The sequence below is a fragment of the Candidatus Thiodiazotropha endoloripes genome (assembly GCF_001708965.1).
In the GTDB taxonomy this organism is placed as follows: Bacteria; Pseudomonadota; Gammaproteobacteria; order Chromatiales; family Chromatiaceae; genus Thiodiazotropha; species Thiodiazotropha endoloripes.
On record NZ_LVJW01000003.1, the window covers coordinates 1,925,040 to 1,941,392 of the forward strand.

The 16,353-nt window shown below is 51.9% G+C and carries 19 protein-coding genes; 1 reads left to right on the top strand and 18 read right to left on the bottom strand.

What is annotated here, in order from left to right:
* Positions 1–2 precede the first annotated feature (2 nt).
* From A3193_RS08630 to A3193_RS08710, 17 genes are all read right to left on the bottom strand, one after another.
* On the bottom strand, positions 3–782 hold the full coding sequence (locus A3193_RS08630; protein ID WP_069005954.1) for a TatD family hydrolase: 780 nt from the start codon (positions 780–782) through the stop codon (positions 3–5).
* A 103-nt stretch (positions 783–885) separates the two neighbouring features.
* Positions 886–1,233, bottom strand: a complete 348-nt coding sequence (locus A3193_RS08635) for a PilZ domain-containing protein (RefSeq protein ID WP_068993460.1) — start codon at positions 1,231–1,233, stop codon at positions 886–888.
* A 17-nt stretch (positions 1,234–1,250) separates the two neighbouring features.
* Positions 1,251–2,258 (bottom strand): DNA polymerase III subunit delta', encoded by a 1,008-nt coding sequence (locus A3193_RS08640; RefSeq protein ID WP_083218413.1) that lies wholly within the window; start codon positions 2,256–2,258, stop codon positions 1,251–1,253.
* Entirely contained in the window at positions 2,251–2,895 is a 645-nt protein-coding gene (gene tmk / locus A3193_RS08645) for a dTMP kinase (protein ID WP_069014533.1), read from the bottom strand. The genes A3193_RS08640 and tmk overlap by 8 nt, the downstream gene beginning before the upstream one ends.
* Positions 2,892–3,887, bottom strand: coding sequence for an endolytic transglycosylase MltG (gene mltG, locus A3193_RS08650; RefSeq protein WP_069014534.1), 996 nt, complete (start codon positions 3,885–3,887; stop codon positions 2,892–2,894). Before mltG ends, tmk begins: the two co-directional genes overlap by 4 nt.
* Before the next feature lie 31 nt (positions 3,888–3,918).
* Positions 3,919–4,737, bottom strand: a complete 819-nt coding sequence (gene pabC, locus A3193_RS08655; RefSeq protein ID WP_235614932.1) for an aminodeoxychorismate lyase — start codon at positions 4,735–4,737, stop codon at positions 3,919–3,921.
* Positions 4,738–4,755: 18 nt separating this feature from the next.
* Complete coding sequence (gene fabF, locus A3193_RS08660; protein WP_069005958.1) at positions 4,756–5,994, bottom strand: beta-ketoacyl-ACP synthase II; 1,239 nt, start codon at positions 5,992–5,994, stop codon at positions 4,756–4,758.
* A 104-nt stretch (positions 5,995–6,098) separates the two neighbouring features.
* Positions 6,099–6,332: an acyl carrier protein gene (gene acpP, locus A3193_RS08665; protein ID WP_068993473.1), complete on the bottom strand. Its 234-nt coding sequence runs from the start codon at positions 6,330–6,332 to the stop codon at positions 6,099–6,101.
* 194 nt (positions 6,333–6,526) lie between these two features.
* Complete coding sequence (fabG, locus tag A3193_RS08670; protein ID WP_069014536.1) at positions 6,527–7,270, bottom strand: 3-oxoacyl-ACP reductase FabG; 744 nt, start codon at positions 7,268–7,270, stop codon at positions 6,527–6,529.
* Positions 7,267–8,208 (bottom strand): ACP S-malonyltransferase, encoded by a 942-nt coding sequence (fabD, locus tag A3193_RS08675; protein ID WP_069014537.1) that lies wholly within the window; start codon positions 8,206–8,208, stop codon positions 7,267–7,269. Before fabD ends, fabG begins: the two co-directional genes overlap by 4 nt.
* A gap of 18 nt (positions 8,209–8,226) precedes the next feature.
* Positions 8,227–9,195: a beta-ketoacyl-ACP synthase III gene (locus A3193_RS08680; protein WP_069005961.1), complete on the bottom strand. Its 969-nt coding sequence runs from the start codon at positions 9,193–9,195 to the stop codon at positions 8,227–8,229.
* Positions 9,192–10,214: a phosphate acyltransferase PlsX gene (plsX, locus tag A3193_RS08685; RefSeq protein ID WP_069005962.1), complete on the bottom strand. Its 1,023-nt coding sequence runs from the start codon at positions 10,212–10,214 to the stop codon at positions 9,192–9,194. Before plsX ends, A3193_RS08680 begins: the two co-directional genes overlap by 4 nt.
* A 91-nt stretch (positions 10,215–10,305) precedes the next feature.
* Positions 10,306–10,485 carry a 50S ribosomal protein L32 gene (gene rpmF / locus A3193_RS08690; RefSeq protein WP_069005963.1) on the bottom strand — a complete coding sequence of 60 codons (180 nt, stop codon included), beginning with the start codon at positions 10,483–10,485 and terminating at the stop codon, positions 10,306–10,308.
* 35 nt (positions 10,486–10,520) lie between these two features.
* On the bottom strand, positions 10,521–11,048 hold the full coding sequence (locus A3193_RS08695; protein WP_069005964.1) for a YceD family protein: 528 nt from the start codon (positions 11,046–11,048) through the stop codon (positions 10,521–10,523).
* 75 nt (positions 11,049–11,123) lie between these two features.
* Complete coding sequence (locus A3193_RS08700; protein WP_069005965.1) at positions 11,124–12,263, bottom strand: sodium ion-translocating decarboxylase subunit beta; 1,140 nt, start codon at positions 12,261–12,263, stop codon at positions 11,124–11,126.
* A 1-nt stretch (position 12,264) separates the two neighbouring features.
* Entirely contained in the window at positions 12,265–14,067 is a 1,803-nt protein-coding gene (gene oadA / locus A3193_RS08705; RefSeq protein ID WP_069005966.1) for a sodium-extruding oxaloacetate decarboxylase subunit alpha, read from the bottom strand.
* A gap of 68 nt (positions 14,068–14,135) precedes the next feature.
* Positions 14,136–14,396 (bottom strand): OadG family protein, encoded by a 261-nt coding sequence (locus tag A3193_RS08710; RefSeq protein ID WP_069005967.1) that lies wholly within the window; start codon positions 14,394–14,396, stop codon positions 14,136–14,138.
* Positions 14,397–14,662: 266 nt separating this feature from the next.
* Between A3193_RS08710 and A3193_RS08715 the strand changes: the two genes are divergently transcribed.
* Positions 14,663–15,271 (top strand): Maf family protein, encoded by a 609-nt coding sequence (locus tag A3193_RS08715; RefSeq protein ID WP_069005968.1) that lies wholly within the window; start codon positions 14,663–14,665, stop codon positions 15,269–15,271.
* Between the two features lie 143 nt (positions 15,272–15,414).
* Here the strand turns inward: A3193_RS08715 and A3193_RS08720 are convergent, their stop codons facing one another.
* The gene (locus A3193_RS08720) at positions 15,415–16,326 is read right to left on the bottom strand and encodes an HDOD domain-containing protein (RefSeq protein WP_083218637.1); all 912 of its coding nucleotides are present in this window, start codon (positions 16,324–16,326) and stop codon (positions 15,415–15,417) included.
* Positions 16,327–16,353: the final 27 nt, after the last annotated feature.

A 16,353-nucleotide genomic window follows, 5' to 3' on the forward strand; every position in this document is an offset into this window, starting at 1 on the left:
ACTCAATGAGCTGCCAGAGGAAAGCAACGGTAGTAATTTTCTGTAGTCTGAACTGCCACCTCTTCGACACCCAGGCCTTTGATCTCAGCCACACATTCTGCCACCTGATGAACATAGATTGGCTGATTCGGCTTACCACGATAGGGCACTGGTGCAAGATAGGGAGAGTCAGTTTCAATCAATAACTGCTGCATCGGCACCCGCTTCACCACTTCGCGCAAATCAGCAGCATTTTTAAAAGTGATGATGCCTGAAAAGGAGATAAAGAAACCCATCTCTATCGCACGCTCCGCCATTGACCAGTTTTCAGTGAAACAGTGCATAACGCCACCAGCCTGATCAGCTCCCTGGGACTGCATGATGCTGAGCGTATCCTCTCTGGCATCCCGGGTATGAATGATTAACGGCAGTTTGGCCTGTTTGGCCGCCTCGATATGTTGCCGGAAACGGTTGCGCTGCCAATCCAAGTCGCCTTTACCATGGAAATAGTCGAGACCGGTTTCACCAATCGCAACCACCTTGGGGTGTTGAGCTAACTCGACCAGTTCGGCCGGGCTTGGATCGTGCCGCTCACGGTCGTTGGGATGGACACCAACCGATACAGAGATCTGGGGATAGGATTCGACCAATGAGACCATCGATGGCCAGGACTCCAGGTCGATGGAGACACAGAGCATATGGCTGATGCCACCATCCAGGGTTGATGAGACGAACTGACCGAAGTCATTCGCATAGTGATCGAGTGCAACCCGGTCAAGATGGCAATGTGAGTCGACAAGCATTGTAGAGTCTCTGGCTGTGGGGTGGCTATTTTATAGCTACTCCATCATCCTTGAAAGGCAATTCCTGCGGGGATGGCGATAAAGAGGTGGCAAACTGCCGGAATCAGAGGGTATGGGTAGGCCGATCTGATTTGAGTGCACCGGCCAGATAGGTCTCAATCTTGTTACGCGCCGCACCGCCGTCCTGGTCACTGAACTGGACACCGATTCCGGCTGCCCGGTTACCCTCGGCGCCTACTGGTGTAATCCAGATGATTTTTCCAGCCACTGGGAGACGTTCGGCCTCATCCATCAGGGTCAGCAACATAAAGACTTCATCACCGAGACGGTACTGTTTGGTGGTGGGTATAAAAAGGCCACCAAATTCCACAAACTGCATATAGGCTGCATACAAGGCATTTTTATCCTTGATGGTTAGCGAGAGAATTCCTTGTTTTGGTCCACCAGCCATAAGTTACCTGACCTGATTCAGGCACCCTGTCTTGAACAGGTCTGCCATTCGATAAGTAGTCTTTCCAATGTCAATTGCAGATTGATATTGCTATCGGTTAGAGCCCTGACTGCATAGAGTTTCTTCAGATAGCTTTGTATCGCCCTTGAGTTTAACTTGTCGGCTGTTTTCTGCAAAGCTTGAGCCCGATCCGGATTAGACAACGCTGGCCCGGAGGAGGATGAGACTTTGAGTCTCTGGATATCGATAACCCAACCAATAAGCCATTCAATCAATAACTTATAGTCAAATTTTTGCCAGATACCGGCCAGTTTGACCGGGTCGAGGCGTTGATCGCTCAATGCCAGAAACTGATTCAGCATCTCACTGCGACTCTCAAGCAGGGTTTTATCATTCAACGCCAGGGCCTTGAGTGGTGCGCCGTTCGCCAACCCAAGCAGCAGAGCAGGATCGCCGTGCTCAACCTTGCCGGAGAGCCACTCCAGGGCCTGAGACCGCTGTGGTGGATGAAACAGCACCGACTGACAACGACTTCGAATGGTCGGTAACAATCTGGCGGGTTGATCTGTCAACAACAGGATGATCGTCCCGGAAGTGGGCTCCTCCAGGGTTTTCAGCAAGCTGTTTGCTGCCCCGTTGGTCATCCGATGGGCCGGTTGAATACCAATCATCTTATACTTAGCAGAGTGGGCAGTCAGAGCAGCCGAACTGGTAAGCGCCCGGATTGACTCGATTTTAATTTCGCCACTCTTACTCCCCTCCTCCGGACCGACCCACTGCAGATCCGGGTGGTTACCGGCCTGGATCAGATGACAATGCTGACAGGTCCCACAGGCTTGACCGGATTCGCTGGGATTACTGCAGAGCAGGGATTGGGCAAAGCTTAGGGCAAACTGTTGTTTGCCAAGCCCTGGAGGTCCGCAGAGCAGTAACGCATGGGACAACCGCCCCTGGTTGAGAGACTGTTGTAATTGCTGCCACTGCTGTTGATGCCAGGGCATGGGGCTGTAGCCCGACTCAGCCACCGCTCTGCTCCAGAAAAGCTGTCACGACATGATCGATCTGCTGCTGTACGGTTTCCAATGGTTTTGAAGCATCTATGATTTTTACCCGATGCGGCTCCCTGGCAGCAATCTCCAGATAGCCAGCTCTGACCTTCTCGAAAAAACTCATCTCCTGTTTCTCGAAACGATCCGGTTCGGATCTTTGTCCGGCCCGGGCCAGCCCCTGCTCCACAGGCAGATCCAACAACAGCGTTAAATCGGGGCGAAGCTCGCCCTGCACAAATTGCTCAAGAGACGCGATACGATCACTGGCAAGTCCACGCCCGGCGCCCTGATAGGCGTAGCTGGCATCGGTAAACCGGTCACACAAGACCCACTGCCCCTGTTGCAACGCAGGTTTGATCTTTTGCTGCAGATGCTCAGCACGGGCCGCGAACATCAGCAGCAACTCCGTATCATCAGCCATCCCGGTATGCTGATGGCCCAGTAACAGATCCCTGATCGCTTCTCCCAACGGTGTTCCACCGGGTTCACGGGTAAACACGACCTGTTTGCCTGCAGAGCTGAGCAGACTACGAATATAATCCAGATTACTGCTCTTGCCGGCGCCCTCACCGCCTTCAACGGTAATGAATCGTCCTTTCAAACTGTTGCTCATCGCTTTAACTGATACTTTCGGACTGCATTGTTGTGCTCTTTCAGGGTTTCTGAAAAATAGTGGCCACCATCACCAGTCGCAACAAAATAGAGCGACTTACCCGCCTTTGGATTGAGTGCCGCTTCGATTGCCGCACCGCTTGGCATGGCGATGGGAGTGGGTGTCAGCCCCTTACGGGTATAGGTGTTATAGGGTGTGTCGCGGGTCAGGTCTCGTTTGCGTATATTGCCATCATAGCGTTCACCCATGCCATAGATCACGGTTGGATCGGTCTGTAACAGCATCCCGCGTTTGAGCCGCCTGACGAACACCCCGGCAATCTCCTCCCGCTCATTCGGCAGGCCGGTCTCCCGCTCAATGATGGAAGCGAGAATCAGTGCTTCATAGGGTGTTTTCAGAGGCAGATCAGAGGCCCGCTCTGTCCAGGCATCCTGCAATGTCTTCTGCATTCGCCGGTAGGCCCTTTGCAGGAACTCAACATCCGTGGTCCCCCTGGGAAAATGGTAGGTATCAGGATAGAAGCGTCCTTCGGGGTGATCATTTTCATAACCCAGACGCGCCATGATCTGCTGATCATCCAATTCATCCAGGGTTTTGACCAGGACCGGGTTTGCCCGAACAGCTTTCATCAATTGTCGAAACGTCCACCCTTCGATGATGGTCAGTGAATGTTGGACCACTCTTGCCGAGCTGAGTATTTGTAGCAGTTGAGTCGGCGTGGTGTCTGCAGGCAGGTAGTACTCCCCTGCTTTAAGCTGACCCGCCTGGCCACTCCAGCGGGCCAATATCTCGAGTAGTATCGGCTTTTGGATGATCTCTGTTTGTTGCAGATCATCAGCCAGGGCTCTCAGACTGGTACCGGCTTGAAGATGGTAGTTAATACCAGAAGGCGGCAGATTCAGAGGTTGATGGACAAAATCATCGTATTCAAGCCATCCCCAGGCCATGAGGAGACTTAATACAAAGATTGTGATGCCTAGCAGTCTGTTCATGCTCCACTCATTTCAGGGCCGGTTAATCTTTTCATCCTGCAGCAAGATAGGTATGTCCGATGAACATCATCAGTTCTGCCGGGATTTTTTTCAATTCAAAGACCGTCTGCTCAAAGCGTACCACAGGACAAAGCCCCATGATTGCATTGGTCATGAACAGTACATCACCCTGCTTCAAATCATCGATGGAGAGCTCGGTGAGCCTGGGTTTCAGAGAGAATTGTTCTGCAGATTCGAGTACCAGCTCACGCACAACGCCGGCTACACCTGCCGTTGAAAGCTTCGGTGTCAGCAGCTGATCCCCTTTGAGTAAAAACAGGTTTGACTGGGTTCCGCAAATTACCCGATCCTGCTGATCCAGCATCAGACCTTCAGCAATGTCAGGATTTTCCCACTCGGCTCTGGCCAACACCTGTTCCAGACGATTGAGATGCTTGATACCAGCCAGTCGGGATTGGTTTGACAAACGGGTCTCGCAGATGCGAATTTCAATTCCCTTTTCATACCACTCCGCCGGATAGTCGGGCCAGGGATGGATTGAGAGAATGCGCCGCGGATGAGAGGGAGAAGGTGGACGATAGCCACGACCACCACTGCCCCGGGTCACGACTATTTTCAGAACCGCCGAGGTCTGTCCGGCCGCTACCTGGAGTGCTTCCTGCCAGAGCAGCTGCTTATCTGTGGGAGTGAAACCCAGTGCCTGTTCGCCTTTTTCCAGCCGCACCATGTGGCGTTGCCAGAGACAGGGAAGACCATCCTTTACGGCGATGGTCTCAAACAGACCATCCCCATATTGCAGACCACGATCCGTGATGGGTATCCGGTCTGCTGGTAGTCCGTCAATCAGCAACAGAGATCTTCGAAGCTATCAGACTCGGCGGAATGCCAATGTGCCGTTGGTACCACCAAATCCGAAGGAGTTGGAGATCACCACATCCAGCTTCATCTCCCGGGCTGTATTGGGCACGTAGTCCAGATCACAATCCGGATCCTGATTCTCCAGATTGATGGTCGGAGGTACCACCTGGTTGTGCAGCGCCAGAATGGTGAACACAGCTTCTGCACCACCAGCGGCACCCAGCATATGCCCGGTCATCGACTTGGTCGAGCTGACACAGAGTTTGTGGGCATGATCACCAAAGGCCCGTTTGACCGCCAGGGTTTCAGCCACATCACCGGCTGGAGTAGAGGTACCATGGGCATTGATATAGTCAACCTCTTCCAGGTTGATGCCAGCATCCTTGAGTGCCATCTCCATACACTGGGCAGCGCCTGAGCCATCTTTTGAAGGTGCAGTCATATGATAGGCATCAGAGTTCATCCCCACACCCACCAGCTCAGCGTAGATTTTTGCGCCACGGGCCTTGGCCTGTTCGTACTCTTCCAACACCACCACACCGGCACCGTCACTGAGCACGAAACCATCCCGGTCCTTGTCCCAGGGGCGGCTCGCTGCCTGAGGATCATCATTTCTCCGTGACAGGGCGCGTGCTGCAGCAAATCCACCCAGACCAACTGGAGAAGTGGCCATTTCCGCACCACCGGCAATCATCACATCGGTACGACCAAAGCGAATCATCATCGCCGCCTCGGCAATACTGTGAGCGCCACTGCTACAGGCAGAAACGATCGAGTAGTTAGGTCCTTTCAAGCCATACATGATGGAGAGATTGCCCGATACCATGTTGATGATACTGGAAGGAACAAAGAATGGAGAGATCTTTCGCGGTCCGCCATCGAGGTAGGACTGATAGCTGTTCTCGATCCCGGTAATACCGCCAATGCCGGAACCGATCAGCACACCGATCCGGTCAGCATTCTCTTCGGTTACTTCAAGCCCGGAATCTTTGATGGCCTGAATACCGGCAGCAACACCATAATGGATAAATTTATCCATTTTCTTGGCTTCTTTCTTCGGGATGTAGTCTGTGACTTCAAAGCCGTAGATGGGACCACCAAACTGTGTCGAAAACGATTCAACATCAAAATGGGTGATTGGTTGGATCCCACTCTTACCAGCCTGTATGTTCTCCCATGAGGAAGCCACATCCAGTCCAACAGGAGCTACCATGCCCAGCCCAGTTACGACAACCCTTCTTGCAGTCATATATGACTACCCCCAAATCTCATCGGTATTGCTGAAAAACAAAAGGCCGCGCCCCGTTATGGATGGAGCATGACGGCCTGCAAAAATTAGATCTGCTGTAGAGCTCAACTATGTGCGTTGATGTAATCAACAGCCAATTGCACAGTTGTAATCTTTTCAGCCTCTTCATCAGGAATCTCGGTTTCAAATTCCTCTTCAAGGGCCATTACCAGCTCTACTGTGTCGAGAGAGTCAGCGCCAAGATCATCGACGAAAGAAGCTTCAAGAGTCACCTCTTCATCTTTAACGCCCAGTTGTTCTACCACGATTTTTCGAACTCGTTCTACGACATCGCTCATTTTATTAATTTCCTCTGGATTAACCGACGACCACCAATAGGGCCGATGCGGTATTGTAGTAACAAAAAAGTTCTGAGAAAAGCGTAATCATTAGTTCAGCTTAATGCCACTAATTTATTGATTATCTTTTTCTAAACAAGCAATTATAAGCCATACTTCATTTAACTTATAATGTTTTTAATCTGAAAATGTCCTTAGGACATGTACATTCCGCCGTTTACATGCAGGGTCTCCCCTGTGATATAGCGTCCAGATGCACCGGCAAGAAACAGGACCGCGTTCGCGATATCCTCGGGTAATCCAAGCTTCTGCAACGGAATATTCTCAATCAGACTCTTCCTTTGAGCCTCTGGCAGTTCATTGGTCATGTCGGTTTCGATGAAGCCCGGCGCCACGGAATTAACAGTGATCCCTCTGGAACCAACCTCACGGGCCAGTGAACGGGTAAATCCATCGATGCCGGCCTTAGCAGCCGCATAATTTGACTGGCCTGCATTACCCATCGAGCCAACCACTGAGGAGATATTGATGATCCGCCCTTTGCGTGCCTTCATCATACCTCTCAACACACCCTTGCTGAGACGATAGACCGAGGAGAGATTGGTGTTGATCACCCGCTCCCACTCATCGTCCTTCATCCGCATCAGCAGATTGTCGTTGGTAATTCCCGCATTGTTCACCAGTATGGTCGGTGCACTGTATTTTTCAGTAATGCCACTCATCAGTGCATCAATAGAGGCCTGGTCTGCCACATCCAGCACCATGCCGCATCCCGTAACAGAAGCCTCATTCAGGCGCGCAGTGATCGCTTCGGCGCCACCCTCAGAGGTTGCGGTACCCACCACGGTGGCACCGGCAGAGGCCAGGCAGTCAGCGATTGCTGCACCGATGCCACGACTGGCGCCAGTGACCAGGGCAATTTCATTCTCCAGACTCATTTCAAAGCCTCCAGAGCCTGATTCAGGCTATTTGTGTCATATACCGCCATACCGGTTAGTTTCCGGTCTATTCTTTTTGTCAGCCCTGCCAGTACTTTGCCTGGCCCGGCTTCGATGATTCTGGAGCTACCGGCAGCAGCCATTTTTTGCACCGCCTCAACCCAGCGTACCGGACTGTAGAGCTGTGCAGCGAGCAGTGATCGGATCTCGTCACCATCTGCCGCAGATGCCACATTGACGTTGTGAAGCACGGGAATATCGGCTTCGGAAAGACTTATTGTAGCCAATTGTTCGCTCAACTGCTCTGCTGCCGGTTTCATCAGCGCACAATGGGACGGCACACTCACTGGCAGGGGCAATGCCCGCTTGGCACCGGCCTCCTTGGCCAACTCGCAAGCCCGTTCAACGGCACTTTTACTGCCGGCTATAACCACCTGTCCAGGGGAGTTGAAGTTGACCGCCTCTACCACATCGCCCGATGCTGCGGATTGACAGACCTGGCGCACAACCTCATCGTCAAGACCAAGAATGGCGGCCATACTGCCACTCCCTTCAGGCACCGCGTTCTGCATGAATCTGCCACGCTGGGCAACCAGTTTCACCCCGTCTTCAAAGCCGAGCGCACCGGCACATACCAGAGCGGTATACTCTCCCAGGCTGTGGCCCGCCATCAATTCCGGCGATGGCCCACCTTGCTGCTGCCAAACACGCCAAACCGCAACACCGGCGGTCAACATCGCGGGTTGGGTATTCTCTGTCTGATTCAGTGATTCAGCCGGGCCGTTCTGAGCCAAATCCCAAAGATCAAAACCCAGAACCTCGGATGCTTCTTTGAAGGTCTCAGTTACAACAGCAAAATCATCTGCCAGTTGTTTCAACATACCAACAGATTGGGAACCCTGACCGGGAAATACCATACTGAATTGTGTATCACTCATAATCGACTTTCGCAGGAATTAGAATTTTGCCAGTACCGAGCCCCATGTGAAGCCGCCACCAAAGGCTTCCATGAGAATGGTCTCACCTCGTTTTATTCTTCCATCCCTGACCGCCACATCCAGTGCCAGCGGCACTGAAGCAGCCGAAGTATTACCGTGATCTTCCACAGTAACCACCACCCGTTCCATCGGGGTCTGCAGTTTCCTTGCCGTGGCATTAATGATACGGATATTGGCTTGATGGGGAATCAACCAATCGATATCCGATTTTTGCATCCCGTTGGCAGCCAGTGTCTCATCCACGATGCGACCAAGCGTCGTCACCGCCACCTTAAACACCTCGTTGCCTCGCATCTGCATATAAGCTTCACTCTCGCGAAGCTTGTCATAGCCGCGTGAGATACCTGAAGGGACACGCAGCAGGCTTTCATAGGCACCATCCGCATGCAGGTGGGTCGAGATGATGCCCGGCTCATTACTGGCCTCGATCACCACTGCGCCTGCACCGTCACCAAACAGCACACAGGTATTCCGGTCGTTCCAATCGAGTATCCGCGATATGGTCTCAGCACCGACAACCAGCGCCTTTTTAGCCGATCCGGTTTGAATGAATTTGTCAGCGACGCCGAGAGCATAGACAAAACCGGTACATACTGCCTGAACATCAAACGCCGCAGGTCCGCGGATTCCCAGACGCGCCTGCAGCAGACATGCGGTGCTCGGAAAGACTTGATCAGCGGTGGTTGTCGCCACCACGATGAGGTCGATCTCATCAGGCTTCAGACCAGCCATATCGAGGGCATTCCGCGCCGCCTTTTCAGCCAGATCGCAGGTAAACTCCCCCTCTTCCGCTATGTGACGTTTACGGATGCCGGTACGCTCTACGATCCACTGATCAGTCGTATCAACAATCTTTTCAAGGTCGTGATTGGTCACGACTTTCTCAGGCAGATAACCACCTGTACCGGTTATACGCGAATAGATCACGCGGTTTCCCTTTTATCCAGATGAGCCTTGACTTGTTCCGCAATGCGGCTGGGCACATCGCTTGAAACCTCTTTGCGGGCAATGCTGATTGCATTCATAAATGCAATTTTGTCTGCCCCGCCATGGCTTTTGATTACAATCCCACGCAGTCCCAACAGACTGGCGCCATTGTAGTGTCTATGATCAATGCGTTTCGCCAAACTGCGTAATACCGGCAATGCGATCAATCCAGCCAATTGGGTCAGGAGATTCTTTTTGAATTCCAGGCGCATGAAATGGCGGATCATCTTGGCAACCCCTTCACTGCTCTTCAGGGCGATATTTCCAACAAAACCATCGGCAACGATGACATCCGTGCCACCCTGAAAAACATCGTCCCCCTCAACATAGCCTACATAGTTGAGTGAACTGGCGTGTAGCAGCTCATGGGCCTGTTTCACCTGCTCATTACCCTTAATCTCTTCCTGGCCGATATTCAGCAAGCCGATTGTCGGGTTGCTGATATCGGTTACTGCAGAGACAGTTTCACTGCCCATAACCGCAAACTGAAACAGGTGCCCGGCACTGCAATCCACGTTCGCACCCAGATCGAGCATGAATGTCTGCCCGGTAATGGATGGTAATGCCGTAATGATTGCAGGACGATCGATATTCGGTAGCATCTTCAACACAAATCGGGAGGTAGCCATCAAGGCGCCGGTATTACCAGCACTGACACAGGCGTCCGCATCCCCGGATTTGACCAGATCTATAGCCACTCTCATGGATGAATCTTTTTTGTTTCGCAGCGCTTTGGATGGCAGCTCATCCATAGCAACCACTTCAGATGCGTGCTTTATACGCAGTCTGTCACCAAATCCATGATTTCCAAGCATTGCCTGAAGCGTATCTTCGTCACCGACCAGTATCAGTGCAGTCTTCTTATCCTGTTTCAGATATCCTAATGCAGCAGGCACCACGACATCTGCGCCGATGTCTCCGCCCATTGCATCCAGAGAGATTGTGACTGGCCTATTCATTGAAGATAGATTCACCCAAATAAGAAGAACCCGTCAGAGGCCATTGCCTCATACGGGTTCCAAACAGGTCATTGAACCGACGAGTTGAGAATCACTCGCCTTTGGTATCGACTACTTTGCGGCCTTTATAGAAACCATCCGCAGTCACGTGGTGACGCAGGTGGGTTTCACCGGAAGTTGAATCAATTGAGAGGGTCTCACCCTTCAAGCCATCATGTGCACGGCGCATACCGCGCTTTGATGGGGTCTTTTTGTTTTGTTGAACAGCCATGGCTGATCTCCTGAAAAAATTTATACAAACTAAAACTAATGCCTGTCCTTTTTGAGCGCGGACAGCACGGCAAACGGATTTTCCTGTTGCTCAGGTTCTGACACCTGCAGCTCCTCATCTGAGACGAACTCATGAGGCACCTGACAAACATCTGTGTCGTGCATCGGCACTTGAGGCAGTGCCAAAAGAAGCTCATCTTCGATCAGCTCCCTGAAATCCACCACACCCTCTTCTACCAGGCATGGGTCCAGATCTTCAGGCAGCCTCTCAGCTTCATTCAGTCCTTGAACAAAGACCACCGAGAACCTTCTCTCTACAGGAAATCTCAATGCCCCAAGACAGCGTTGGCACTCAAGCGTCAACTCGGTCCGGACATTCCCGTCAAGCCTTGCATGCCGCTGCTCGTCACGACTGAAGCTCAAATTGAACAAGACCTCGCCATCAGCCTGCATCAGGCAATCTCGGAGTCTCACAAAAGCCTCAACAGGCAACTCTCCGCTGACCTCTTTACCGAGATCAGCGAAGCGCCAGGGATCCAATCGATCAGGAAAGCGCTTCGACATAAGCGCGAGATAATATTATGAGAGCACCTCTCATGTCAAAATGACGTGAGAGGTGGGATCCGCCTGAGAGCGGTGTTAACCGCCAACCATCGCCAGCAGAATACCGGCAGCTACCGCAGAACCGATCACACCCGCCACATTCGGCCCCATGGCGTGCATCAGCAGAAAATTGTGGTGATTGGTCTCCAGTCCCACCTTGTTGACCACCCGGGCCGCCATCGGCACTGCTGACACCCCGGCTGCGCCAATCAGCGGATTGACCTTGCCCCCTGTGACCCGATGCATGATTTTACCCATGATCACACCGGTCGCCGTGCCAATACAGAAGGCAAAGGCGCCCAGCGTAAGGATACCCAGGGTATCGATGGTCAGAAACTTGTCTGCAGAGAGTTTGGAGCCAACCGCCAAACCAAGGAAAATCGTCACAATATTGATGATCTCGTTCTGTGCCGCATGACTGAGTCGCTCCACCACACCGCTTTCACGGAGCAGATTGCCGAAGGTCAGCATACCGATCAACGGTGCTGCGGAGGGTAGAAAGATGATACATAACAGTAGCACCGCGAAGGGAAACAGCACCTTCTCCAGCTTGTTTACGTGCCTCAACTGCTGCATTTCCACATTGCGCTCCGCCTCGGTTGTCAGCAAGCGCATGATTGGCGGCTGGATAATCGGTACCAGTGCCATATAGGAGTAGGCCGCCACCGCAATCGCACCCAACAGGTCAGGTGCCAACCTGGAAGCGAGAAAAATCGCTGTCGGTCCATCCGCGCCACCGATGATCGCAATCGCTGAAGCTTCAGCCAGGGTAAAATCGAAACCCGGAACAAAATTCAGTGCCAATGCACCCAGCAGGGTGACGAAAATACCGAACTGAGCGGCAGCTCCCAGTAACAGGGTCCACGGCATGGCAATCAGCGCACCGAAATCGGTAAGCGCGCCGACCCCCATAAAGATCAGTAGTGGAAAGACGCCGGTCTCTATCCCCACACTGTAGATAAGGCCCAGCAGGCCATCACTACCGCCGATCCCGGCCAGCGGGATATTACTCAGAATGGCACCGAATCCGATCGGCAACAGCAGCAGCGGTTCGAACTTTTTCACCACAGCCAGGTAGATCAATGCACAGCCAACGCCCATCATCAGGACCTGGCCCCACTCCAGATTCGCCAGACCAGTCGACTGCCATAGCGGTTCTAAGCCTATTTCAACCATATCAGGAAAGACTCAACAGTGGGGTTCCAACCTGTACGGCATCACCCTCTTTAACCAGGACCTGAGACACCGTACCAGCTGAATTGGCGCGTACTTCTGTCTCCATCTTCATCGCCTCCAGCACCATCACAACGTCGCCGGCCGCTACCTGCTGACCAGCGGACACCTTGATGGCGTGGATATTTCCAGACAATGGTGCGGCAATCTCCGTACCACCAGCTGGCGCCGGGGCTGCGGTAGGTGCCGCAGCGGCCGGTGCCGCCGGGGCCACATCAGTAACCGCACCTGCGGGAGATACCTTGACGTTGTAGGTCACCCCATTGACCTCCACCTGATAGGCTTCGGGCCCACCAGCCGGTGCCGCAGCAGGTGCGGCTGCAGGTGCAGTACTCGCCGTATCTGCTTCTGTGCCCGGCACAGGCTCAAAGGCATCCGGATTGTCTCTGTTCTTGAGAAACTTCAGGCCAACCTGGGGAAAGAGTGCATAGATAAGTACATCATCGACTTCATCTTTTGCCACTTTGATTCCGTGCTCATCGACCAGACCACGGAATTCCGCGGTCAATTTATCCATCTCGGCATCGATCAGGTCAGCCGGACGGCAGGTAATGGCCTCTTCACCGGCTTTCAGAACCCTGGACTGAAGCTCAGCATTGACCGGTGCCGGTGTCGCACCATACTCACCTTTCAAAACACCTTCCGTCTCTTTGGCGATGCTCTTATAGCGCTCACCCATCAGCACGTTGATAACGGCTTGGGTGCCTACAATCTGGGAAGTTGGGGTAACCAGTGGAATGTAGCCCAGATCCTTACGCACTTTCGGAATCTCGTCCAGTACATCATCAAGCTTGTCGGTAGCACCCTGCTCTCTGAGCTGATTCTCCATGTTGGTCAGCATGCCACCCGGCACCTGAGCGACCAGAATCCGGGAGTCCACACCCTTCAGGGAACCTTCGAACTTGGCATATTTCTTACGTACTTCGCGGAAATAAGCGGCAATCTCTTCCAGCAGGTTGAGATCCAATCCGGTATCCCGATCGCTCTCCTTGAGAATAGCTACAACGGACTCTGTGGCAGAGTGGCCATAGGTCATACTCATGGAGGAGATTGAGGCATCCATCATATCAACACCCGCTTCGGCGCATTTTACAGCGGTTGCCATACTCATCCCTGTGGTTGCATGGCTATGCATCGCGATCGGTATCGAAATGCTCTCTTTCAGACGGGTGACCAGATCATAACCGGTGTAGGGATTCAACAGCCCTGCCATGTCCTTGATGCAGATTGAGTGGCAGCCCATATCTTCCATGCTTTTACACATGTCCAACCAGTAATCCATATTATGAACCGGGCTTACGGTATAGGACATGGTGCCCTGTGCATGCTTATCGACTTTCAATGTCGCTTTGACCGCAGTCTCCAGGTTACGCAGATCATTCATCGCGTCGAAAATACGGAACACATCAACGCCGTTAGTCGCCGCCCTTTCGACAAATTTATCCACCACATCATCTGCATAATGCCGATATCCCAGGATGTTCTGGCCGCGAAACAGCATCTGCATCGGCGTATTCGGCATGGCCGATTTCAGGATTCGGATACGATCCCAGGGATCTTCACCAAGGAATCGGATACAGGCGTCGAAAGTTGCCCCGCCCCAGGTTTCCAATGACCAGAAGCCAACTTTATCCAGCTTTTCTGCAATTGGAAGCATATCGTCGATACGCATTCTGGTCGCAAACAGAGACTGATGCGCATCTCTCAACACAACTTCTGTTATTCCTAGTGGTTTCTTTTCGCTCATAAGCTAGCCGCCGTTGTTAATAAAACAGCCTGGTATCAGGTGTTACAAAAATAATGAAAAAGTCAGACTCAATGACGAATCGAACGATATTGGTTAATTGCCACCGATATTACGGCAACCAGGTCGCCACGCATAGCGGCCTGTTCCTGGCCTGCCACTACTGGCGCATTGGCATGTGTATCAACTATCCTTTGTCTCTCCATCACAGCCATAGCAAGTTTTGACATCCCCTTCATGGCAAAAACCAGCACAAGAAGGAAAGTGAAAACTATCCCCATTCCAAGGAGCATCAGGTTGACGCCTGACAGCAACAAGTCTTCAATTGGCATTGGATATTTTTACTCGTTGGTGGTTATTTTTGTCTTTCTACGTTGGGTGAAGACATGTTGTCAAGCAACATGTGTATTAGCAATATCGATTAACTCTTTGTTTTTATATAGATAATACTCCATTTATTTAGAATATATATATTCAGTATTAAGCCCATCAATCGATTCTATACCTTCGTGAGGCTGCATGGCGAGAATTTTTCAATCCGCTACCCGCCTGTCTGGTAAAATGGGCGAAATTTGTTCCCGAAAACCCATGAACCAGTATGACCCAGGTAACCCAGTCTGATCATTTACCGCTTGTATTAGCTTCAAGCTCCCCATTCAGAAGAGAACTGCTGAGCCGACTTGGCTTGGAATTCAGCACATCTTCACCCGACGTGGATGAGTCCAGGCTGAAAGATGAGTCGGCAGAAGCGCTCGTGCTGAGGCTGTCCCAACAGAAAGCCATGGCGGTTGCAGAGAGCCACCCCGAGGCGCTGATCATCGGTTCGGATCAGGTTGCCACGGTGGACGGGGAGATTCTGGGTAAACCCGGCAATCATGAAAAGGCGATCGAACAGTTACTCAACGCCTCGGGCAAGAAGGTTACTTTTTACACCGGACTTACTCTCCATAACAGTAAAACCGGGCGGAACCAAACCTGTTGTGAGCCATTTCATGTCCAATTCAGAACACTGAATCGATCCGAGATCGAAAACTATCTGTTAAAGGAACAGCCTTACAATTGTGCCGGTTCTTTCAAATCAGAAGGGCTCGGAATCAGCCTGTTTGAATATATGGAGGGAGCCGATCCGAACGCTTTGATTGGCCTGCCGTTGATTCGACTGAACACCATGCTCCGACAGGAAGGTGTGGATATTCTGGCGCAATGAGTGCTCTCGATAGACTGAGACAGATTGATCGATCAGTGGAGACCGGGGCTCAAGTGGCGAGCGACAGACAGGGATGAAGTTTGATTCCCAGATCGATAAGATTAACCCGACACTAGGACCTGTTAACACCAATCCAATAGGCCCTAAAACAATGTATCCTCAATTTTTTTGGTGTCGGCATCAAGGTCACTGCCGTTTTCACCATGCTCCAGTCTGGCAAACGCTTTGATGGTGGATCGATCCACCGATGCCATATAGTGATCCGTGCCCTCATGAGCCAGAATATTTGCAACCTGAACAATGTCCACATAATCGACAGGCACATCATCACCCGGATCCCGGCTCAAATCCTCATGATGGGCTGCCACTTCGATGATCGCCTCATCGAATTTCCATAGCTTCAAGATACTGCCTCCTATATGGGGATGCAGCTTTCGCAGAACCTTGTCGAGAAACTCCGGATTATCTATTAACTCTTTGTATTTACATGCTTTAATTAGTAGCGGTATATGCCCAATGTCATGCACCAACCCTGCCACCAGCGCAACGTCCGGGTCCAGTCCTGGCTGGGTTTTTGCTAACATCGCCGCTTGAGCCCCCACTTTGACAGAGTGATTCCAGAGCCTATCCATTCGCCGTTCAATCTCTTTGACCGAGGTTCGGAATACCTCTTTCATGGAGACGGCATAGACGGCATTTTTCACCCGCTGAAAACCGATCCGGGTAATTGCAGGTTTGATGGTGGCGATCTTGTTCATGCCCCGGTAGAGAGGACTATTGGCATAGCGGATGAGCCGGGCGGTCAAAGAGGCATCCCGTGAAATCACTCTCTGCAGATCGGATGCAGAGCTATCCACATCATTAATGATAATCAACGCTTCCAGCGCCAAAGCCGGAAGGGTTGGCAGATAGATATTGTTGGCAAGCAGATCCTCTTTTACCGAGTCGACAAAAGCCTTGGTTGTCGCAGATTCAAGTTGCTTCTGCTCACGCTCCTGTTCGGTCTCGGTATCTACCCGCTCACCATCTGCAAGTGTAAAAACCGATTTTGTCATCCGATTGCTGCCAGCCTATTTTGTCTC